Annotated in this window: 24 protein-coding genes; 9 read left to right on the top strand and 15 right to left on the bottom strand. The window is 55.1% G+C overall.

The window, feature by feature from the left end:
• Window positions 1–90: 90 nt before the first annotated feature.
• From KUV22_RS05880 to pilG, 4 genes are all read right to left on the bottom strand, one after another.
• Window positions 91–2,268 carry a methyl-accepting chemotaxis protein gene (locus tag KUV22_RS05880; protein WP_222229320.1) on the bottom strand — a complete coding sequence of 726 codons (2,178 nt, stop codon included), beginning with the start codon at window positions 2,266–2,268 and terminating at the stop codon, window positions 91–93.
• A 268-nt stretch (window positions 2,269–2,536) separates the two neighbouring features.
• Window positions 2,537–3,079 (bottom strand): chemotaxis protein CheW, encoded by a 543-nt coding sequence (locus KUV22_RS05875; RefSeq protein WP_222229318.1) that lies wholly within the window; start codon window positions 3,077–3,079, stop codon window positions 2,537–2,539.
• Window positions 3,080–3,097: 18 nt separating this feature from the next.
• Window positions 3,098–3,460 carry a twitching motility response regulator PilH gene (gene pilH, locus KUV22_RS05870; protein WP_077399693.1) on the bottom strand — a complete coding sequence of 121 codons (363 nt, stop codon included), beginning with the start codon at window positions 3,458–3,460 and terminating at the stop codon, window positions 3,098–3,100.
• Window positions 3,461–3,701: 241 nt separating this feature from the next.
• Window positions 3,702–4,097 carry a twitching motility response regulator PilG gene (gene pilG / locus KUV22_RS05865; RefSeq protein ID WP_010132439.1) on the bottom strand — a complete coding sequence of 132 codons (396 nt, stop codon included), beginning with the start codon at window positions 4,095–4,097 and terminating at the stop codon, window positions 3,702–3,704.
• A 376-nt stretch (window positions 4,098–4,473) separates the two neighbouring features.
• Between pilG and gshB the strand changes: the two genes are divergently transcribed.
• The 8 genes from gshB to KUV22_RS05825 all read left to right on the top strand — a co-directional run bounded on the left by gshB (window position 4,474) and on the right by KUV22_RS05825 (window position 12,343).
• The gene (gene gshB, locus KUV22_RS05860; RefSeq protein WP_222229317.1) at window positions 4,474–5,430 is read left to right on the top strand and encodes a glutathione synthase; all 957 of its coding nucleotides are present in this window, start codon (window positions 4,474–4,476) and stop codon (window positions 5,428–5,430) included.
• A gap of 106 nt (window positions 5,431–5,536) precedes the next feature.
• The gene (locus KUV22_RS05855) at window positions 5,537–6,472 is read left to right on the top strand and encodes an energy transducer TonB (protein ID WP_222229315.1); all 936 of its coding nucleotides are present in this window, start codon (window positions 5,537–5,539) and stop codon (window positions 6,470–6,472) included.
• A 19-nt stretch (window positions 6,473–6,491) separates the two neighbouring features.
• A complete protein-coding gene (locus KUV22_RS05850; RefSeq protein WP_222229313.1) occupies window positions 6,492–7,085 on the top strand; it encodes a YqgE/AlgH family protein in 594 nt (197 codons plus the stop codon).
• 16 nt (window positions 7,086–7,101) lie between these two features.
• The gene (gene ruvX, locus KUV22_RS05845; protein WP_222229311.1) at window positions 7,102–7,527 is read left to right on the top strand and encodes a Holliday junction resolvase RuvX; all 426 of its coding nucleotides are present in this window, start codon (window positions 7,102–7,104) and stop codon (window positions 7,525–7,527) included.
• A 71-nt stretch (window positions 7,528–7,598) separates the two neighbouring features.
• A complete protein-coding gene (hemC, locus tag KUV22_RS05840; RefSeq protein ID WP_222229309.1) occupies window positions 7,599–8,552 on the top strand; it encodes a hydroxymethylbilane synthase in 954 nt (317 codons plus the stop codon).
• A 15-nt stretch (window positions 8,553–8,567) separates the two neighbouring features.
• Window positions 8,568–9,356, top strand: coding sequence for a uroporphyrinogen-III synthase (locus KUV22_RS05835; protein ID WP_222229307.1), 789 nt, complete (start codon window positions 8,568–8,570; stop codon window positions 9,354–9,356).
• Window positions 9,357–9,530: 174 nt separating this feature from the next.
• Window positions 9,531–11,093: a uroporphyrinogen-III C-methyltransferase gene (locus tag KUV22_RS05830; RefSeq protein WP_222229305.1), complete on the top strand. Its 1,563-nt coding sequence runs from the start codon at window positions 9,531–9,533 to the stop codon at window positions 11,091–11,093.
• Entirely contained in the window at window positions 11,090–12,343 is a 1,254-nt protein-coding gene (locus KUV22_RS05825; RefSeq protein WP_077399670.1) for a heme biosynthesis HemY N-terminal domain-containing protein, read from the top strand. Before KUV22_RS05830 ends, KUV22_RS05825 begins: the two co-directional genes overlap by 4 nt.
• A gap of 30 nt (window positions 12,344–12,373) precedes the next feature.
• On the opposite strand, the gene KUV22_RS05820 is transcribed toward KUV22_RS05825, so the two are convergent.
• From KUV22_RS05820 to KUV22_RS05810, 3 genes are all read right to left on the bottom strand, one after another.
• Window positions 12,374–12,934, bottom strand: coding sequence for a hypothetical protein (locus tag KUV22_RS05820; protein ID WP_222229303.1), 561 nt, complete (start codon window positions 12,932–12,934; stop codon window positions 12,374–12,376).
• Between the two features lie 39 nt (window positions 12,935–12,973).
• Window positions 12,974–13,219 carry a hypothetical protein gene (locus KUV22_RS05815; protein WP_222229301.1) on the bottom strand — a complete coding sequence of 82 codons (246 nt, stop codon included), beginning with the start codon at window positions 13,217–13,219 and terminating at the stop codon, window positions 12,974–12,976.
• A gap of 66 nt (window positions 13,220–13,285) precedes the next feature.
• A complete protein-coding gene (locus KUV22_RS05810) occupies window positions 13,286–13,960 on the bottom strand; it encodes a pirin family protein (protein ID WP_222229299.1) in 675 nt (224 codons plus the stop codon).
• Between the two features lie 171 nt (window positions 13,961–14,131).
• Here KUV22_RS05810 and KUV22_RS05805 point away from each other — a divergent pair, with 171 nt between their 5' ends.
• On the top strand, window positions 14,132–15,055 hold the full coding sequence (locus tag KUV22_RS05805; RefSeq protein WP_222229296.1) for a LysR family transcriptional regulator: 924 nt from the start codon (window positions 14,132–14,134) through the stop codon (window positions 15,053–15,055).
• On the opposite strand, the gene KUV22_RS05800 is transcribed toward KUV22_RS05805, so the two are convergent.
• From KUV22_RS05800 to KUV22_RS05765, 8 genes are all read right to left on the bottom strand, one after another.
• Window positions 15,041–15,448 (bottom strand): hypothetical protein, encoded by a 408-nt coding sequence (locus tag KUV22_RS05800; RefSeq protein WP_222229294.1) that lies wholly within the window; start codon window positions 15,446–15,448, stop codon window positions 15,041–15,043. The genes KUV22_RS05805 and KUV22_RS05800 overlap by 15 nt on opposite strands.
• A 68-nt stretch (window positions 15,449–15,516) precedes the next feature.
• Complete coding sequence (locus KUV22_RS05795; protein ID WP_222229292.1) at window positions 15,517–16,080, bottom strand: hypothetical protein; 564 nt, start codon at window positions 16,078–16,080, stop codon at window positions 15,517–15,519.
• Between the two features lie 230 nt (window positions 16,081–16,310).
• Complete coding sequence (locus tag KUV22_RS17545) at window positions 16,311–16,589, bottom strand: DUF1294 domain-containing protein (RefSeq protein ID WP_390625265.1); 279 nt, start codon at window positions 16,587–16,589, stop codon at window positions 16,311–16,313.
• 209 nt (window positions 16,590–16,798) lie between these two features.
• Window positions 16,799–17,236, bottom strand: coding sequence for a YtoQ family protein (locus KUV22_RS05785; protein WP_222229288.1), 438 nt, complete (start codon window positions 17,234–17,236; stop codon window positions 16,799–16,801).
• Window positions 17,237–17,370: 134 nt separating this feature from the next.
• Window positions 17,371–17,751, bottom strand: a complete 381-nt coding sequence (locus KUV22_RS05780) for a GFA family protein (protein WP_261319220.1) — start codon at window positions 17,749–17,751, stop codon at window positions 17,371–17,373.
• Window positions 17,752–18,002: 251 nt separating this feature from the next.
• On the bottom strand, window positions 18,003–18,506 hold the full coding sequence (locus KUV22_RS05775; RefSeq protein WP_222229286.1) for a TIGR00645 family protein: 504 nt from the start codon (window positions 18,504–18,506) through the stop codon (window positions 18,003–18,005).
• Window positions 18,507–18,600: 94 nt separating this feature from the next.
• Window positions 18,601–19,134, bottom strand: coding sequence for a hypothetical protein (locus KUV22_RS05770; protein ID WP_222229285.1), 534 nt, complete (start codon window positions 19,132–19,134; stop codon window positions 18,601–18,603).
• Window positions 19,135–19,222: 88 nt separating this feature from the next.
• The coding region (locus KUV22_RS05765) for an IS3 family transposase (RefSeq protein WP_222230385.1) at window positions 19,223–19,370 on the bottom strand (148 nt) is incomplete at its 5' end.

Genomic DNA, 19,370 nt, shown 5'->3' with positions numbered 1-19,370 from the left:
TCAGGGAGTCACCCGTCGCGGGCTGCTTTACACCCTCACAGAATCGACAGTGAGGGCGTCCGCTTTGTCGTTATCAGAATGTGCGGTAAATCAGGCCAGAGCCCGGTCTTCACGCTCTTCTTGAGATAGTGCGGCGAGGCCATCTTCTTCGGCCATCGCGCCCTCAAGAGACTCGTCATCCAGCATCGGAAACTCTTCGGACAACTGTGCCAGATCGCTATCGTACAGATCGCCTTCACCTTCCACGTCGTCCGCTTGCGGCAGCTTAAAGCCGGCAACGGAGTCACGCAGGCTGGATGCGGTCTGGGCCAGGTTACCAATGGACTGTGCGGTAGCCTGGGTACCGGCAGAAGTCTGCGAGGTAATTTCCTGAATCACGTTCATCGTGTTGGAGATGTGACCCGCGGACGAGGCCTGCTGGCGTGCCGCGTTGGAGATGTTCTGAATCAAGGATGCGAGGTTGGTGGATACCGTTTCGATCTCCTCCAGAGCAACACCCGCGTCCTGGGCCAGGCGAGCACCGCGCACCACCTCGGTGGTGGTGGATTCCATCGAAACCACCGCTTCGTTGGTGTCCGACTGAATCGCTTTTACCAGGCCTTCAATCTGCTTGGTTGCCGCAGCGGAACGTTCCGCGAGGCGCTGTACCTCGTCCGCTACCACCGCGAAGCCTCGACCTGCGTCACCGGCCATAGAGGCCTGGATCGCGGCGTTCAGTGCGAGGATGTTGGTCTGGTCCGCAATGTCGTTAATCAGACTTACGATGTCACCAATCTCCTGGGAAGATTCACCCAGTCGCTTGATTCGTTTGGAGGTGTCCTGAATCTGTTCACGGATGGTATCCATGCCCTTGATGGTGTTCTGTACCACCTTGGCACCGTTACTTGCGATCTGTACCGAGCGTTCTGCTACCTGGGCAGATTCCGCGGCGTTCGCAGATACCTGGTCAATGGTCACCGCCATTTCATTCACCGCCGCAGATGCACCGGCAATTTCCTGCGCCTGGTGCTCAGAGGCCTCGGCGAGGTGCAGTGCGGTCTGCTGGGTTTCCTGCGACAGGGACGATACTTCCTGCGCAGTGCCGTTGATTCGGGATACCAGTACCCGCAGCTGGTCAATGGTGTAGTTGATGGAGTCCGCGATCGCACCGGTGAAGGCCTCGGTTACCGTTGCGGAGGTGGTCAGGTCACCGTCTGCAAGGTCGGCCAGTTCGTCCAGCAGCTGCATAATCGCCTGCTGGTTACGCTCGTTGGTTTCGGACTCTTCTTTCAGGCTTCGACGTGCGCCGGAGAATGCGGTGACCATCATGCCGAAGATCAGCAGCACGAAAACACCGGCAATAATGGCAATGGTCTGGTTGTTCGGCTGACGCTCACTGGACAGGCTAACAATCCGGTCGTTCAGTGTGGACAGGGCTTCCAGCAGCTCTGGAGAAGAAGTAGCAATACCGTCAGCGGCCTGACGGGTCGCAAACAGTGCCGGTGTTGCTTCGAAGATTTCGCGTACGGAAGAACTTACGAATTCGAACAGCTCGGTAATTTCTTCCAGAGACTCACGGGCCTCGCTGTCGGTAACGCGGGAGATTCCCATCACCACGTCACCGCCCTTCATGCCGTCTACCACCTTACCGAACAAGCTGGCATCGGTGTTGAACTGGTCGGCCGCGGCTTCCGCGTCGTCACCACCCTGCAGCATCTTATCGATGTTTCGACCGATACGCTCCGCACGCCATACCTGCAGCTGGGCCTGCTCTACCTGGTTGGCCGGTGCATTGTTGGCCAGCAGAATTTCCACGATGTTGTTGTGCTCTGCCTGTAGTTCCGGCAGTGAGTCGTTCAGGGTGCTCGCCACGTCGTTCAGGAAGATAATGGAATCTTTGTTACCGATAATGGTGTCAGCCTGCTCACGCATCTGGCGCCAAACCTGGCCGTAGCCACCCAGCTCAGCCTCCAGCGCGCGGCGGCTGCCCTGATCCATGCCCTGCAAACCACTCCAGGTCGCAGCCATCTGGTTCACAACCTGCTCCAGATCCGCGAACGCCTGCTCGTCGCCTGCAGTAGCAGCCGGTGCGTAGGACACCAGCTGGTAAGAAAGAGCGCGCATTTCCGCAACGTCTTCCAGGTATGTCTGATCCCGGTCAGCGTGGCTCTGCACCAAATAGATGCTGACGATCAGCCCCGCCAGTGTGGCGAGTACCAAGAAAAACATAAACAGCGCGGCAGGGTTACTGCGCAACGCGGAAAATGAATTCTGGGAGCCTGTTTTCATAATTTACTCCTGGCGGACCTGTGCCTCAGGCCAATTCTTGTTTTCACCACTTTTGAGACCCTCTGGCCTCACAACCCCAATTGCCCGCAATGCGGACATCCCCAATACCGGCCACGGCCGACTACGGTTCGTGACCGGTACCCTCTGCCGCAGCAGTATCAGGGCCGGACACTGATATGACGTACGGATGCTACCGCACCTCATTGACCCGCCAGTGCGAGTCGGCGCAAACACGAGTGCCTACGCCTGTAACGCAGAATGCCGCGGCTTAGTGAGCCGCGGCATCCGCAAATTGAAAATCGTTCATTAGCGCCTGCAAATCGAACACAAACCAGCGCCCCTGCTGCAGCACAAACTGGCCGCTCACCATGGGCGCGAAGGGTTCGGCAAGGTCCGCCGGTGGCATCTGCCCATATTCGAGCGCCAAGTGCTGCATACCATGCAGCTCGTCCACGATCAGCCCGGCGTAGAGTTTTTCATGCTCAAGCACCAGTACGCGGCGGCTCTGGCGAGAATTTGCGAGATGGCCACCAAAGAAAGCAGCCAGGTCAAACAGCGGCAGCAGGCGACCACGTACATTGGCCACACCGCGCACCCAGGGCTGGACCCCGGGGATGAAGGTGTACTGAGGGACCTCGAGCAGTTCCACCACGTCTTCCATGGCGGCGACAAAGCGCTGTCCCAGCAGAGAAAATCCGATGCCCGTCCAGTAGGGTTTGATTTCCTGACGGGCGGGCAGCCCCTTAGCCTGCGCCTTGGCGCGGTTGGCGATATCGACGAGCGCGAGATAGGGGGTAAGCGTTGATTGCACGGAGACTCAACGTCGGCCTCAGGCCAACACCTCCGCGATAGTACCGAGCAACTTACCCTCGTCGACCGGCTTGGTCAGGTAGGCGCTAGCACCCTGGCGCATACCCCAGACACGGTCGGTGTCCTGATCTTTGGTGGTAACAATCACGACGGGAATGCCAGCGGTCTCGCCACCCTTGCTCAGCTGACGAGTGGCCTGGAAACCATTCAGGCCCGGCATCACGATATCCATCAGGATAACGTCGGGGCGCTGTTCACGCGCCACATCCACACCGCTCTCGCCATTGGTGGCGGTAAGCACGGCGTGACCGTTCTTTTCAAGAATGGTGGTCAGTTTGTGAGTTTCGGTTGGCGAGTCATCGACGATTAGCACTCTGGCCATCTTGTCCCCCGAGATAGTGTTGTCCACTCCGGCCATCGCAATTTTACCGGGCGGATGTTGTTGGCACTGATCACTCTCACTTTAAGGAGGGTGACCATACGCTTTGTTATTTATTGCAAACGACACTGACGTTCATGACTTTCGATCACTTTTAAGATCGTTGACCGGCACCAGTGTGGCTGGATGCAGTAGTCTACGCCATTTCTGCCAAGGGTTTCACGCCTTGAATGAGAAGTTATTCTCAGGCTGCGTGATGCGGTTTGGCATGGGCGGAAATTGCGCCCAGAAGTTCGCTTTTACTGAACGGCTTGGTCAGGTATTGATCGCAACCAACCACGCGTCCCTTGGCCTTGTCGAACAGGCCATCCTTACTGGACAGCATTACGACAGGTGTACTGCGGAATTCGCTGTTGTTTTTGATCAGCGCGCAGGTCTGATAACCGTCGAGACGCGGCATCATGATGTCCACAAAGATAATGTCCGGACGCGAATCGGCGATCTTCGCCAACGCATCGAAACCATCGGTGGCGGTAACCACCGCGCAACCTGCTTTTTGCAGCAACGTTTCTGCTGTGCGACGAATGGTTTTACTGTCGTCAATCACCATCACGGTGAGACTTTCCCAGTTGAGCTCCATAGTGTGTTCCCAAATCCCCTTCTACTTATTTTCAGGCATCTCGGCCGTGAGCGCCGGGCCTGTCTTTACAACCTCATTACGGGGTCCGATCGTTGCTGCGAACAGCCACCTGGGGAGGGCTTGCGCACTTTCGCAAACCCAGTGACCGGCGGACGCAGATCAGATGCAAACTTGTATCACAGATGACCTGGTGAATCTAGCGACGTCCGAGTGTGGCAGCGCACAATGATCATTTTGTGAGCGGTGCCGCACTTTACTCACCAGCGCTTCTACACAGGCAGCTTGCAGAGTGAGGACACTACTCTTACCTTACCCGTTGCGCGGCCACCCACTCTTGGCGCGCCCCACCCAGCAAGTTCAGTTTGACGGACATTCTATGAGCCAGACTCTCGGCGTGGTCATGGACCCCATTGCCAATATCAACTTCAAGAAAGACACCTCCCTCGCCCTCCTGTTGGCGGCCGAGCGCGCAGGATTTGAGTTGTACTATTTCGAACAGGCAGACCTGTATCTCGACGGCGCCAAGCCGATGGGCAACGGTGCGCCGCTGCAGGTGTTCGAAGACCCGCAAAACTGGTTCAAACTCGGCGAGCGCAAGCCGGTGCACTTGGGCGACCTCGATGTGTTGCTGATGCGCGTGGACCCGCCGTTCGATAACGAGTACATCTACGCGACCTATATTCTCGAAGCCGCCGAGCGCGCCGGCACCCTGGTTGCCAACAAGCCGCAGTCCCTGCGCGACTGCAACGAAAAGATTTTCGCCACCCACTTTGCCGACTGCATCCCGCCACTAATCGTGAGCCGTGACATGCAGCAACTGCGCGCTTTCCACAGCGAACACCAGGATGTGATTTTCAAGCCCCTCGACGGCATGGGTGGCACCGGCATCTTTCACGTCAAGCCGGATGGCAGCAATATTGGTGCGATTCTCGAGACTCTCACCGAAGACGGCCAGTGCCAGATTATGGGGCAGCGCTACATTCCCGAGATCAAGGACGGCGACAAGCGCATTTTGGTTGTGGACGGCGAGCCGGTGCCTTATAGCCTCGCGCGCATCCCACAAGCAGGGGAAACCCGCGGCAATCTGGCGGCAGGTGGCCGCGGCGAAGCGCGCCCACTCACTGAACGCGACCTGGAAATTGCCCGCCGCGTCGGCCCCACCCTTAAAGATAAGGGACTGCTGTTTGTCGGCCTCGACGTAATCGGTGACTATCTCACCGAAGTCAACGTGACCAGCCCCACCTGTGTACGGGAAATTGACGCTGCCTTCGGTACCGATATCGGCGGCATGCTGATGCGCGCGATCACAGACCGATTGGCAAAAAAGGGATAAACTGCCCAGCGAATGGCCCAGCATCCGGCCCGACACACCCGATCGGGCCGATGAATGCTGAAATCGAGCAGAAGTAACCGCAACCGCAGTAAAAACAATAACCAAAATGACCGCAGCTCCCAGCCAGCCCAAGCGCCAGACACCGCCACCCGCCCCGGACAACCAGTCGTCCCAGGGTGATCGGTTTACCTTTGCCCTGTTTCTGGCCTGCGCCCTGCATGCGCTGTTGATATTCGGCGTTGCGTTTACCGCACCAGAAGCCAGTGAGGCACCGCCGACACTGGAAGTAACCCTGGCCCAACACCGCTCCATGGATGCGCCGGAAGACGCCGACTACCTGGCACAGCACAACCAGCAAGCCAGCGGCACCGCGGAAACACCCAAAGAGCTGTCTACCGACCGCCACGCGGAGATTGCCGACACCAGTATTCGGCAGGTCAACCCCCTGCCCCAACAACAGGCCGCGCGCCCGGCAGACCAGCTGCGCCAGCTAATTACCACCATCGGCGACAGTCCCACCCAGGCACCGGAGCTTCCCGCCGAGGACAAGCGCTCGGAAGAAAAGCGCGGTGACGCACCGTCAGATTTACCGCCCACCAACCCGGAAATCGCCAGCCTGCAGGCGCGCCTCGACAAGATTCGCCAGACCATTGCCCAGCGCCCACGGGTACGCCGCCTCACCTCGGTCGCCACCAAGGCCTCCCCTGATGCGGCCTACCTGCACGACTGGCGCCAGAAGGTAGAAGCAGTTGGCAACGACAACTTCCCCGAAGAAGCCCTCGCCCGGCAGATCACCGGCGACCTGCGTATGATGGTGCGCCTGTTGCCCACCGGCGCGGTCGAAGAAGTGGTCATCCTGGAGTCCTCCGGCGAACCCATCCTCGACGATGCCGCACAGCAGATTGTGCGCCTGGCGGCGCCGTTCGCACCCTTCCCCGCCGAAATTCGCCAGCAGGCAGACCGGCTGGAAATCATCCGCACCTGGCGCTTTGAAATGACTGGCTTCTCCACCACCGCCAGTAAATCTCCCAGCCGCGGCTGACAGCCTCTAAACTAGCACCATGCAACCCACAAATACCGATAAGCTCGACAGCGATCTCACCAGCAACAGCCTGCGCGGCCAACTACTTCTGGCCATGCCCGGCATGCAGGATCCGCGCTTCGTGCATGCGGTCGCATTTGTTTGCGAGCACAGTGCCGACGGCACCATGGGCGTGGTCATCAATGCGCCGAGTAAAGTGACCTGGAAAGAAGTGTTCTCCCAGCTCGAACTCGACGACGTCAGTCTGCGCGGTGATGAACCAGTACTGGTGGGTGGCCCGGTGGCCCAGGAACAGGGGTTTGTGCTGCACGGCCGCGGCATGCAGTTCGCCTCGACCGCCGAGGTCTCTGAGGACATCAGCCTGACCGCCTCCAAAGACATCATTGAATCCCTCGCCGCCGGCCGCGGCCCCGACGATGTGCTACTGGCACTCGGCTATGCCGGCTGGGGTCCCGGGCAACTGGAAGAAGAAATTGCCGAAAACGCCTGGCTGACACTGCCGGCCTCTGCCGAAATTCTATTTGCCACCCCGTGGGAAAAACGCTGGCAGGCCGCCGCCGCGCGCCACGGGATTGACCTGAGCGGGATCGGCACCCAGTCCGGTCACGCTTAGGGTTACGTTTTACGCAATGAAAGCCATCACCGCCCTCGCCTTCGACTTCGGCACCAGTTCCATTGGTCTGGCCTACGGTCAGAGCCTCACCGGCAGTGCCCGTGAACTGGACCCACTGCCGGCCAAAGACGGTAAGCCCGACTGGAACCGGGTACAGAGTATCGTCGACGAATGGAAACCCAAGGTACTGGTGGTTGGCCTGCCGCTCAACATGGACGGCAGTGAAAGCGAATTTGGCGCCCGCGCGCGCAAATTTGGCCAGCGCCTGCACGGCCGCCTGGGGCTGCCGGTGGAATATGCCGATGAGCGCCTCAGCACCCGCGCCGCCAAAGACGAAGCGCGCGACCGCGGACATCGCGGCAACTACGCAGACCAGCCGGTAGACTCCATCGCCGCGCGCATCTTTCTCGAGGACTGGCTGCGCAACGTCGCCACCACCTGATGCACTGGCCGGTAATCCGGCGCGCAAGCTGGTAAACTTGCGCGCAACATCAGTCCAGCCAGTTTCCGCGCATGTCCGAATCAAACAACGCCACCAGCTCCCCGATCTCCACTGTCCGCATCGCTACCCGCGAGAGCGCGCTGGCCCTGTGGCAGGCCCACTTCGTCAAGGGTGAACTGGAGCGGCACCATCCGGATCTCACCGTGGAACTGCTGCCCATGACCAGCCGCGGCGACCAGCTGCTCAGCATTCCCCTGAACAAGGTGGGTGGCAAAGGGCTGTTTGTGAAAGAGCTGGAAAAAGCCATGCTGGAAGGCCGTGCAGATATCGCCGTGCACTCCATGAAAGACGTGCCGATGGAATTCCCTGAAGGCCTGCACCTGCCGGTGATCTGCGAACGCGAAGACCCGCGCGATGCCTTTGTGAGTAGTCACTACGCCTCCTTTGCAGATCTCCCACAGGGCGCGGTAGTTGGCACCTCCAGCCTGCGCCGCCAGTGTCAGCTGCTGGCGGTGCGCCCGGATCTCGAGGTCAAATTCCTGCGTGGCAACGTGAATACCCGCCTGGCCAAACTGGACGCCGGCGAGTACGACGCCATCATCCTCGCCGCCGCCGGCCTGCTGCGTCTGGAGATGCGCGAGCGCATCGCCGCCTACATCGAACCGGAAGTGTTACTGCCTGCCGGCGGCCAGGGCGCCGTGGGCATCGAATGCCGCCGCGACCCGGCGCTGGAAGCGTTGCTGGCACCACTGCAGCACGATGAGACCCGCTTCCGCCTCGACGCCGAACGCGCCATGGTGCGCCGCCTGAATGGCGGCTGCCAAGTGCCGATTGGCTGCTATGCAATTTTCAGTGACGAAGATAAAACTCAGCTCTACCTGCGCGGCCTGGTGGGCAGCCCCGACGGCGCAACCATGCTGCGCGGCGAGGTCCACGGTTCTATCGACGAAGCGGAATCCCTCGGCATCCGCCTGGCCGAGCAACTGCTGCAGGCCGGCGCCGACGAGATCCTCGCCGCCATTTAATTCGACTGCATAGCAATGACCCCACCTCTCGCCGGCCAGCGCATTCTGATCACTCGCCCCGCGCACCAGAGCGACCGCTGGCAGGCGCTGCTGCAAGCGCAGGGAGCGATGGTGGACAGCATTCCAATGCTGGCTATCGAGCCGGTAACCGATGCGGACGCCGTACAGGCCATAAAAAGCCTGATTATGGATTTTGACCAGTTCGATCACGCCATCTTCGTCTCGCAGAACGCGGTGCAATTCGGCTTCGACTGGCTGGATGACTACTGGCCACAACTGCCGCAGGGGCCGCGTTACTACGCCATCGGTTTAGCGACGGCCAAGGCGATCCGCACCCGCGGCGCCGAGCCTGAATCGTGCGACAGTGCCGCGATGGATTCGGAGGCGCTTCTTGGGCTGCCACCGCTGCAAAACCCCGATGGCGAACGTGTCATCCTCTTTCGCGGCCAGGGCGGGCGCCCGCTGATAGGCCAGACACTGGCAGAGCGCGGCGCGCGCGTCGACTACTGCGAGCTTTACCAGCGCCTGCTGCCGAGTGCTGCCTGCGAGCAACTGCGCAGCTACGCGCACACCCCCGATGCCATTACCCTGCACAGTGGGGAAACCCTGGAAAACCTGCAGCGCGCGCTGGAAGAAACCGGCAAACGCGCATCACTTAACGACTGCCCCCTGATCCTGCCCAGCCAGCGGGTCGCCGAACAGGCGCTGGCCCTCGGCTTCGGCAAGGTTTTTTCCGCCAAGAACGCTGGCGACGCTGCCATGCTGGACGCATTGAGCGAAGCAGTTTCCTCCCGTCATTGCTGAAATTTCGCCGATCACGGTAAAAAATTTTATTTCCGCGCCAGACTTCCTATAAAGAACCGCTGCAGTCGCTATAATTTGGCGACAAATTTTCTAGCGGCCTCCGTGCAGTCCACCGCCCTGACAACCGCCAGAACGACCGGTGCCCCCACGCATCCACCCTGAGCAAGCGAGCCCATGAGCGATAAAAAAGCCCCAGCTTCCGCCACGCCGGACGATAAAAAAAGCAATAATCAGAAAGACGTGCCTACGGTGACAGACAAGGCGGAGCCGAAGAGCAACTTCGCCAAGGCCGCAGAAGACCGCGGTACAGACGGCAAAAAGGGTGACAAAGCCGCAGCAAAAACCGGCGGCTCAAAGACCGGAGCAAAGACAAAAGCCCCAACCAAACCCCACGCCGCAAAGAAGGGCAGCGGCTGGACCTGGTTCTGGTTACTTCTATTGGCACTCATCGCCCTCGCGGTCGCCGCCTGGTACTTCATTCCCAGTGTGCGCACCCAAGCCAACAGCCACCTGCAGAACCTACCGCTGGTAGGCCGGTATTTCGCTGCCGACACACAAACCATTTCGCAGAGTGGCCGCACCACCGCCAGCCAGGACAATGCAGCGGCAGCCAGCGACCAATCGCAGGGCGGCGACAGCGCATCCTCTACACCCGCCGCCACGGGTAACGACACTGCCAGCAGCGTTACAGGCGCAGCGCCGACCAATAACCAGAGCACAACAGCCGACAACGCGCAAACCACCACCGCGCAGCCACCAGTACCCGAGCAACCCATACTGCAGCCCGGCGAATCCCAGCCCACGCCACCGTCGGCAACATCACCCACGCCGCCGGTGAACCAGAACCTTGAGCTGATCAAAGGCCTGCGCCAGCAACTGGAACAACAAAATCAGGTAATCGAACAGCTACAGCAACAGCTGGCTGGCGTGCAGCGCAATGTCACCGCGCAGGGTAATCGCCTGAGCCAATTGGGCAATGCCAGCCGCGAGGACTGGCAACTGGCCGAGGCGGATTACCTGCTGCGCCTGGCCAACCAGCGCCTGATGCTGGAGCAAGACAGCCGCTCCGCCCTTGGCCTGCTGCAGGAAGTCGACAAAATTATCCGCGACGTAGACATGCCGGATTTATATGGCGTGCGCCAGCAGCTGTCCCGCGATATCACCGCGCTCAAGCTAGTGGAAAACGTGGACCGCGAAGGCCTCTACCTGCGTTTGCGCGCCCTGGAGGAGCAGATGGTGAAATTGAACATCCAGCCCCAGTTCGACCTGGCCAAGCGCGATGCTGCCGCCATCCAGCAGCAGAATGAAAACCCTGAGATCGGCGAGGCACACTTCCGCTCAAGCTGGGATAACTTCCTCAACTTTCTCAAAGGCTCCGTACGCATTCGCGATGGCGAAGTGGACCCGGTACTGCTGTCGCCACAGAGTGAAACCCGTTTCCGCCAGAGCCTGCGCCTGAATATGGAACAGGCCGAGTTGGCAGTGCTGCGCGCGGATGACACCGTATTCAAGGATTCGATTAATCACGCGCGTCAGCTGCTACTGGACTATGGCGTGGACAACCCGCAGCGCCAGGTAATCCTGCGTGAGCTGGAAGAACTCGCGCAGGAAAAAGTCAAAGTCGAGCTACCCAACCTCAGCGCGTCGCAGACCGCATTGCGCAATTACATCGAAAAAATGCACAAGGTTTCCTCCGGGCAAACCCCAGACAGCGACAACGGAGGTAGCGACTGGTGAAACGCTTCCTTCTGTTTACTCTTCTACTACTACTCGGCGGCGCCTTCCTCGCCGAGGCCATGCGCTCCTACCCCGGCTACCTGCTGTTAATGATCGGTGGGGATGGTGGGAAACGTATTGAAATGAACTTGTGGGTCGCCATCGGCGGCCTGGCCCTTGGCATACTCGCGCTGTTCCTGTTTATCTGGTTGCTGCGCAGTGTGGCGCGTGCGATTGGTGGCAGCGTCAGCCGCATTCGCTTTGGCCGCAGCCGTATCGCACGCCGCCGGCTTACCAACGGCCTGGTGGAGTTTATGGAAGGTAACTGGGCACGCGCGCGAAGATTACTACTAAAAAGCGCCGCGCGCTCCGATGCGCCGATCATCAACTACCTGGCGGCCGCGCGCAGTGCGTTCGAACTCGGATACCGGGACGAAGCCAACGAGCTTCTGGCCAAGGCCGAGGCCACCGGCGATGACACCCAACTCGCTGTGGCCATTAGCCAGGCACGCATGCAATTACTCGACAAGCACTACGAACAGTGCATCGCCAGCCTGCAGCGCGCCATGCAGCAGGAACCCAATCACCCAGCTCTGCTGCAACTGCTGCGCCAGGCCTATTACAACATCGGCGAATGGCACGGCCTGCGCGAGCTGTTACCGAGACTCGAAAAACACGGCAGCATGCCCGAATCGCAGTTCCAGCAGCTGGAGCTCGAGGTCTACCAGAACCTGCTGCGCGACGCCGCCAATCGCGACGATAAAGAGAAGTTACGCGAAACCTGGCACAGCCTCAGTGGGCGCTGGCAACGCAATATCGAACTGCGCAATCTTTATGGGGAAATGCTGCACAAGGTGGGCGACGACGTTGAAGCGGAAAAACACCTGCGCTGGATTTTGAACCGGGAATGGCGCGCCGATACCGTGCGTTTGTACGGGCATCTGACCGGCGCCGACGCCAGTCAGCAGGTCACCATCGCCGAAGGCTGGCAAAAGGAATACGGGGAGAACGCCGATCTTCTTACCTGCCTGGGGCGCCTGTACCTGCGCAATCAAATCTGGGGCAAGGCGCGGCAGTATTTTGAAAAGAGCCTGCTGCTGCGCTCGGACCCGGAGACCTCCGCCGAGCTGGCGCGACTGCTGTATGCCCTCGGCGAAAAAGACAAAGCCGCGCAGCTGTACGAGCAAGGGCTGTTGCAGGCGGTTTCCACCCTGCCCCAGCTGCCACTACCTGACCAGCAAGCGCATATGCTCAGCACGCGGGCATCCTGATTACAGGAAGCGTAAGCTATTACCGCGGCATCACCATTTCACGATGCCGCGCGTTACCTTGATACCGCCGACCAGCGTCGAGCCGCCATAATCCTTCGCCAGGCGCAGCAGGGTTTTATGGAAACCCAGGTTTGGAAAGGCCGCTTCAACCTCGCGTATCGTGGCCTTGCTCAGCCCCTTGTGTACCGTACCCATGGACGCATCAATCCAGTCGGCCTTGCGGCACGCCTCAATAATGCGCGCGTTAGGTCCGGTGTAAGGGGCGATCTTGTGATGCCAGTGAATGGCCCCGCGCAACGCCTCCGGGTCCAGCCCCCAGCCGTATTTTTCATTGTCCGCCAACGCAATGGCTTCCGACGGTTCCAAATAGGCCAGCTCATGATCGGTCCACAAGCCGATATCGTGATAAACAAACGCGGTTTCTACGAGCTTTTCCACAGCCGCGTCATTGTCGAGAAAGTACATGGCGTAAGTGATAGTACGGTACACATGATTGCGATAGCCGGGGAAGTCCTTGCCAATCACGTCCTTATAACGCGCCAACAACTCTTCCACCAGCGGCCGTTCCTGTTTGATCACTATCTCTGCCATCAACCAAATTCCTCAACATTATTTCAAATTGCGCGCTAGCTATTCCGCCTCACGCGACGTGCTGACAAGGCTAATCGCGGTGAACATTGCCGGCAACAGCACGTAGGAAATCATCGGCACAATAAGGCCTACCGATATCACCGTAACCCACCAGTGGCTATCCACATAAGCCGCCACCCATGGAGGTATGAAATATACCAGCGGCAGCAACGCGAAAAACGTCAGCAATGCAGATAGATGACGATTTGGCCGAATTTGTGGTGTATCTGTTAATCGCGTTTTCATTTTCCGCTCCCGACTTCGCTTCAAGTGAGCGCCCAAGCATCCAACCCGGGCACACGAAACAACACATTAATTTACATAGACAAGAATCAGCTGCGCATCTTCGAGCGCGGTAAGCGCGATGCCGCTCTTGGATCGAATCGCTGTTCTCGCGGAAACCCGCGTACCATTCACTTTACCTTCGCCCTTACTCAAAAAGGCCAGCACATCCCCGTTATGCTCTACTTGCTGACCGGCCTCAAGATTCGCCACCGCGATGGAAGTACCGCTGTAAAACGTCTCGTCCTGCCCCATGGGGCCACCGTAGACCGTCTGTACTTGCCCAACCTTGGGCTCATACACCTTATATCCGGCGCGCTCGCCCGCCTGGTCTGGCAACACCCACAATTGAATCATGTGGTTCTCTTTCCCATCCGGATTGATCTCATTATGGGAAAAACCCTCGGCGCCGGCTCGCTGTACCTGTGTATAACCCGCCTCCAGCCCCTGACCATGCTCCAGTGAGCCAGCGTGGGAAATACGTCCGTCGACCATAACCGAAATCACATCGATTTCTCGATGAGGGTGCAGGCCCGTCTCGCCGAACGGTTGAAAATTCGCATCCGCCAGATAGACAAAGTTACCCACACCATCAAAGGCCTGAGCACTTGCCCGCGGGAACACCCGGCGATCGGTAACAAATTGCCGCTCTTTCAGGCCGGCGAAACCGCCCTGCGGTAAGTCTTCAAATTTGAGTGTTTGCATATTTATCTCTCCCAGAGACCGTCTCAGTAACTGTATTTGTGTAACTGAGACCAGTGTATTTAGTATCCAAAAGTGGACAAATATGCTTTTTTGGTACACATTGTTCTATTATTGACAACAATTAGTCGAAGATGAGCTCAGGGAGGCGGCAGGTAAGCCGGTAAATTGTCGATGACCGATTTGAACGACATGATGGTGTTTCGGGCAGTTGTCGATCAGGGCAGCTTTACCGGCGCCGCTACCGAACTGGGCCTGCCCAAATCCAATATCAGCCGCAAGGTGTCCCGCCTGGAAGAAAGCCTGGGCGCACGGCTGCTTGAACGATCTACCCGCGCACTGCACCTCACCGAGGTAGGCCGACTCTATTACGAGCACTGTGTGCGCATCGCAGAAGAAATTAGCAGCGCCGAACAGGTCATCGAAGCCCACAGCGCGCAACCGAAAGGCTGGATAAAACTGTGCACCTCGGTAACGCTGGGCCAGGCGCTGATCAGCCCGCTATTGCCGACTTTCCGCGAGCAATACCCTGAGGTGCACGTAGATATGATGCTCACTAATCGACGCGTAGACATCATTGAAGAAGGTTTTGACCTGGCGATACGTGCAGGAGAATCTCCGGACTCAAACCTGGTATCCAGAAGGCTCTACACCGCATCGCTCAATCTCTATGCGAGCCCGCAATACGTAGAGACCAGAAGAGCTGACAAAATCACACAACTAGAAGAATTACATCAGCACAGCTGCTTGCATATGAACGCAAATAGCGAGCGAGCGCGCTGGCAGCTATTTAACGGCGAAGAGGAACATACATTCGAATTCCAACCGAAAATGCGCTGCAACGATTTCAGCAGTGTCCAACAGCAAGTCATTAACGGAGGGGGAATATCTCTACTGCCTGATTACCTATGCCAACAAGATATACAAGCAGGAAATCTCATACAGGTACTGCCCGGTTGGAGTGGAAAATCCGTAAGTGTCTACGGAATTTTCCCAAGTCGAAAAGGCGTTTCCCCTAAAATCCGTGCATTTCTGGACTATTTACTGAGTGCGTTGAAACAGACGAATGTACAGCAATTAGTGCTAGTCACTATATAATTCGTAACGTTCAAAGTACCCATCCGAATCCAACCAAATCAGTAGCCATTCGGAATCAACAGGAAAAAATGAATCCCGTTGCGGGCCCATGTAGTAGATGAAGTCATAACCCCCTCCGGCGCGACGAATGTCAGCAGGTGCCCCGAGCAAATGACGAATTTCATCACCACTTTTTCCAGGAATGACATTCCGCAACAGATCGCCCAACATCTTCTGCCGTGACGAAATCAGGTCGTCATCGAAATCCACTGTAGAGTGTTCACTTTTCCATAATGCAGAATCGAACGCCAAAACATCTGAACCAGATGGGAGTCCCAATCCGTCTGTACACCCTTGCGACAGCATCAAAAAAGCAGTAACTAACAGCCAGTTTTTTGCAGAAGGAAAAAACACCCTACAGCCTCCATATCCGGGTGATTGGTAGCAGAGAAAAAAGTTTGTTCAGACAATTACTCGAGGAGTTAGGGGCCATAAAAAGGCAGATACCACTCAGACTTACCCTCAAACGCGAAGTTAATTTCCTTAGTGGCTACTTCCGGAGAAAGTACAGTCATCCGAATTTTTACGTGTAACTCTCGATCCTCCTCTACATTAAGATCCAATCGCGGCTTCACAAACAGATACTTACACTCGCTATTGTAATTACCAAATCCCCACTCAAATTCAGTAAACTTCTTTCCCGTATTCGTACTGACCACTATATCGTCGATCTTTACATTATTTTTGAAATCAAAATCGTTCTTACGCTGAACACTACATACCACCGCAGGGATCTTGTAGGGGCTTTTTTCGGGATCTTGATAGTATTTTTTAGAACCACGAGGCATCACCTCAATAAACACATCGCCCACGCGGAAGTCTTCGCAAAGCCCTTCATTTTCGACTACGTGATAACCATTCAAGCAACCAGAAACGTTGGGACCAATCAATTCCTGGTAAAATTCTGTTTTTTCCGGTGGCCCTATACATCCAGCCAGAAACAAGCAACTCGAGAATACAGACGAAAATAGTCCGATTTTTTTCATATATTCCAATAGTCTCTAATCCTAACGGCCTACCAATTGCCGGAATGATCAAAGCGGGCGTACTGACGTCGTGCGCTCCCCACATAGTCCAACACATTGGTCACATGCGCAGCCCTAGTTACTGGTTGTCCATAGGTCATATCAAGCAACCCCATTAACCATCACACTCTAAACCTGCCTTACCAAACGATAACGGAAATTTCACGTAGAGCCTGCTTTATATCCCAAATCTATCTATACAGAAAATATTCACCATTACTAGTGAAAGTCCATGCAATAAACGCCAAGTTCGAGATTACACAAACCCAGAATATGTGGCGGAAAGGCTGTTTCGATGTCTTGTGGTTGAATAGAGCCTGCCCTAACAGGGCTCCGGGCCAACCACCAATGAATGACAACAGATGCAGGGTATTCTCGCTGGTACGTCGGCGCCCAGTTAGCGCAGCCAACTTGTCCCTACCATAGATCAAGATCGTAAGAATGGAGAGACTGCCAATGAGATAGAGCATCTCAAGTGGATAGCGATTGATCGAAATCATAAAAGTTAAACCGCCTAGAAATGCAGCAGCAATAAAGAACTGAAAAAACAACAGCCCCCCTTTAACTTTACGCCTCATAAATCACCATGTGGCCGCACTCAATCACAGTCGTCATTGGCTTACATAGCGGCCAACACAGAGAAGCTATTGGTCACCCAGAACAAACCAGCGATTACCACCTATTGATTACCAACCAAATAATTCAAAATATCGACGATCTGCTGCGGGGTAGTCGCCCACGCATATGCCGCAGCATCCACTTCTTTTAGGGGGTGGACGATATCTTCGGCATGCAAGGTAATATATGGCTTACCAAGGGCGGCGCAATAACCAGCATCAAACGCTGCGTTCCATTGCTTGTACTTATCACCAAAACGAATGATCGCAACATCACATTTTTCGATTAGTGTTTTTGTGCGAATTGCGTTTACCTTCGCCGACTTGTGATCACGCCAAAATCCAGACTCCTCAGCGCCAAGCACATCGCCGGCCGCATCACTGGCATCGTGATCTGTGACTGCAGATGAAAAAACAAAATCACTCCCAGCACACCCATCGATAATTTGCTTGCGCCAGTCTGTGTGGATTTCACCGGACAGATAGATATTTAGCCCCATGACTACTTCCTTTAAACCTAAATTTTACTCGTGATAAGAAATTAACTGTCAGAGTAGCGAAATGCTACCCATTAGACACGACTCATAATGGACTTTGGAAAAATAGAATTCTGATCACCGTAGCCAGCATATCTTCACTTACTCTTATGGGCCAGTTTATGCGCATGCTGCTCCCAATTCTGACCGTCAAATTCAGTGATATTTACCGAAGCTGGCAATGTATCCAAGCAATTCACATTAATATCGATACCGTCTGGATTTGACCTGGGAGTATAAAATGGCTTTATGCCACATACTTTACAGAAGGTGTGCTTTGCAACGCCGGAACCAAAGGTGTAGGTAGAAATCGAATCGCCCCCGGACAGCAACCTGAATTTATTGAGAGGTACAATCAGGTGAAGAAATCCAGACTTCGCACAAACTGAGCAGTTACAATGATCGACGTCAAGATTTTCTGGAGCCTCCACTTCAAAAGTAATGGCTTTACAGTGGCAGCTGCCTTTGTAGATCATCATTTTCCTCAATTTAATTCGTCTAAACACTCAGTATATGTACTGTGCAAAAGCTCACTTACCTGAAGATATCGCAGCAAGATCATATTCAGTGGAGGTCAAAACCAAGCTGCCTCCCCATGTAGGGGCTGATAGTCGCACCGACCCACAAACATCTGTATTCAGATTGCCGCCTCCACCTCCATCTAACTGTAGTTTGACGCCGCTATAAGAAGCGGCTCTGGGTTCAGTCCACATTGACTACTAATTTAAGGTTAATGACTAGAATTAAGCTTCTCTTGCAAGGCCATCAACGTGCCAGAGACTACGAATGTCATATGAATAATAACACGCCACATAACCAGAGTTTGATCACTGTCTTCGGTCATTGTTAAAAATACTTTCAACAACTCTATTGATGATATAGCTACGATAGATCCAATTACTTTAATCTTTAGGCCCGCAAACCCAACCTTCCCCATCCAACCTGGGCGGTCTCCGTCATCCTCCACTTCTATCTTTGAAACAAAGCTTTCATAGCCACTAAATACAATTATGAAAATTAAGCTAGCAATAAGAGAAATATCGATCAGCGTTAAAATATGGAGAATAACTTCTGAACCACTAAGTTCATTTATGTGTAAAACAATATGTACTATTTCTTTTATGAATTTCAGCAACAACACGGAGACCGCAGCGATTAATCCGACAAAGAACGGCACTAAAAGCCAACGACTCGCAAACAGATTGCGTTCAAATATCTGTTCAAAATTTTTCATTCTTACCCCTAATGATTAGTAATTTTTCGATTGACAATATTATGTCTAACGTCCCGCGGAGGCCCGAATGGCCGTAGCATACGACCTATGATTGTTAGAGCTCCTCAGAGTGTTGTTGCTTGAAATACTCGATTTTTCGCTTTGAGATTTCTTGAGACCGATCAAGAAACCCCTCAAGTAGTTCCGCATTTTTTTGCTGCCAATTCTTTCTAAATTCTTGCGAGCTTTTCATCATAGACTCATTGATAGAATTCAACTTCTTGAAAACAGGATGTTTCAATAATTTACGCAACTCAATAAGCTCATCTTTCGTGAGAAAATCTGCAAGATCTCTTGCTATAGAGTCTTCATATTGTTTTTGATCTACGAAGAAAACTCGCGATGCTGAAACATCCAAGTACAACTGCTCTTCCATTGCTATAAACTCTGATGGAACGCTTTCCATGTCATAGCTTGGCTCGAAGGTCTCCAAGACATCTTCGCGTTGAGAATGAAAAATACTCTCCATAGAGCTAAATGTATCTTTCACGTGCTGATCGCCCAATAAAATATCTTTAGCGATATCTAGCTTTGTCTCTGCAAATGAAATTGCAGGAAAAAAGGCAACCAAGAATAGAATTTTTTTCATAAGAATTTCTAACTATATTTTCTAATGGCAACTCGCTGCCCTAACGCCGCCGGCAGGGGCATGATCTGCTACCACTTTCGTGGACACTTTATGCCGCCAGTTTTTCATACTCTGAATGCGATTGATAGCCGAGACTGGAGTGAAGCCGTTCTCGGTTGTAGAACTCAATGTATTCGATGATATGAGCTACCGCATCGATTTCGTTTTCGAACATCCTCTGATGAACAAGCTCTGTC

This window comes from Microbulbifer agarilyticus, from assembly GCF_019800665.1.
Classification (GTDB): Bacteria; Pseudomonadota; Gammaproteobacteria; order Pseudomonadales; family Cellvibrionaceae; genus Microbulbifer; species Microbulbifer agarilyticus_C.
Note: the sequence above shows the minus strand (reverse complement) of the source record. Positions and strands in the feature narration are given on the sequence as shown.

Excerpts from the sequence above, each read along its gene's own strand:
- KUV22_RS05880 (WP_222229320.1), bottom strand. The coding sequence starts at position 2,268 with ATGAAAACAGGCTCCCAGAATTCATTTTCCGCGTTGCGCAGTAACCCT.
- pilH (WP_077399693.1), bottom strand. The coding sequence starts at position 3,460 with ATGGCCAGAGTGCTAATCGTCGATGACTCGCCAACCGAAACTCACAAA.
- pilG (WP_010132439.1), bottom strand. The coding sequence starts at position 4,097 with ATGGAGCTCAACTGGGAAAGTCTCACCGTGATGGTGATTGACGACAGT.
- gshB (WP_222229317.1), top strand. The coding sequence starts at position 4,474 with ATGAGCCAGACTCTCGGCGTGGTCATGGACCCCATTGCCAATATCAAC.
- KUV22_RS05855 (WP_222229315.1), top strand. The coding sequence starts at position 5,537 with ATGACCGCAGCTCCCAGCCAGCCCAAGCGCCAGACACCGCCACCCGCC.
- KUV22_RS05850 (WP_222229313.1), top strand. The coding sequence starts at position 6,492 with ATGCAACCCACAAATACCGATAAGCTCGACAGCGATCTCACCAGCAAC.
- ruvX (WP_222229311.1), top strand. The coding sequence starts at position 7,102 with ATGAAAGCCATCACCGCCCTCGCCTTCGACTTCGGCACCAGTTCCATT.
- hemC (WP_222229309.1), top strand. The coding sequence starts at position 7,599 with ATGTCCGAATCAAACAACGCCACCAGCTCCCCGATCTCCACTGTCCGC.
- KUV22_RS05835 (WP_222229307.1), top strand. The coding sequence starts at position 8,568 with ATGACCCCACCTCTCGCCGGCCAGCGCATTCTGATCACTCGCCCCGCG.
- KUV22_RS05830 (WP_222229305.1), top strand. The coding sequence starts at position 9,531 with ATGAGCGATAAAAAAGCCCCAGCTTCCGCCACGCCGGACGATAAAAAA.
- KUV22_RS05820 (WP_222229303.1), bottom strand. The coding sequence starts at position 12,934 with ATGGCAGAGATAGTGATCAAACAGGAACGGCCGCTGGTGGAAGAGTTG.
- KUV22_RS05815 (WP_222229301.1), bottom strand. The coding sequence starts at position 13,219 with ATGAAAACGCGATTAACAGATACACCACAAATTCGGCCAAATCGTCAT.
- KUV22_RS05810 (WP_222229299.1), bottom strand. The coding sequence starts at position 13,960 with ATGCAAACACTCAAATTTGAAGACTTACCGCAGGGCGGTTTCGCCGGC.
- KUV22_RS05805 (WP_222229296.1), top strand. The coding sequence starts at position 14,132 with ATGACCGATTTGAACGACATGATGGTGTTTCGGGCAGTTGTCGATCAG.
- KUV22_RS05795 (WP_222229292.1), bottom strand. The coding sequence starts at position 16,080 with ATGAAAAAAATCGGACTATTTTCGTCTGTATTCTCGAGTTGCTTGTTT.
- KUV22_RS17545 (WP_390625265.1), bottom strand. The coding sequence starts at position 16,589 with ATGCTCTATCTCATTGGCAGTCTCTCCATTCTTACGATCTTGATCTAT.
- KUV22_RS05785 (WP_222229288.1), bottom strand. The coding sequence starts at position 17,236 with ATGGGGCTAAATATCTATCTGTCCGGTGAAATCCACACAGACTGGCGC.
- KUV22_RS05780 (WP_261319220.1), bottom strand. The coding sequence starts at position 17,751 with ATGATGATCTACAAAGGCAGCTGCCACTGTAAAGCCATTACTTTTGAA.
- KUV22_RS05775 (WP_222229286.1), bottom strand. The coding sequence starts at position 18,506 with ATGAAAAATTTTGAACAGATATTTGAACGCAATCTGTTTGCGAGTCGT.
- KUV22_RS05770 (WP_222229285.1), bottom strand. The coding sequence starts at position 19,134 with ATGAAAAAAATTCTATTCTTGGTTGCCTTTTTTCCTGCAATTTCATTT.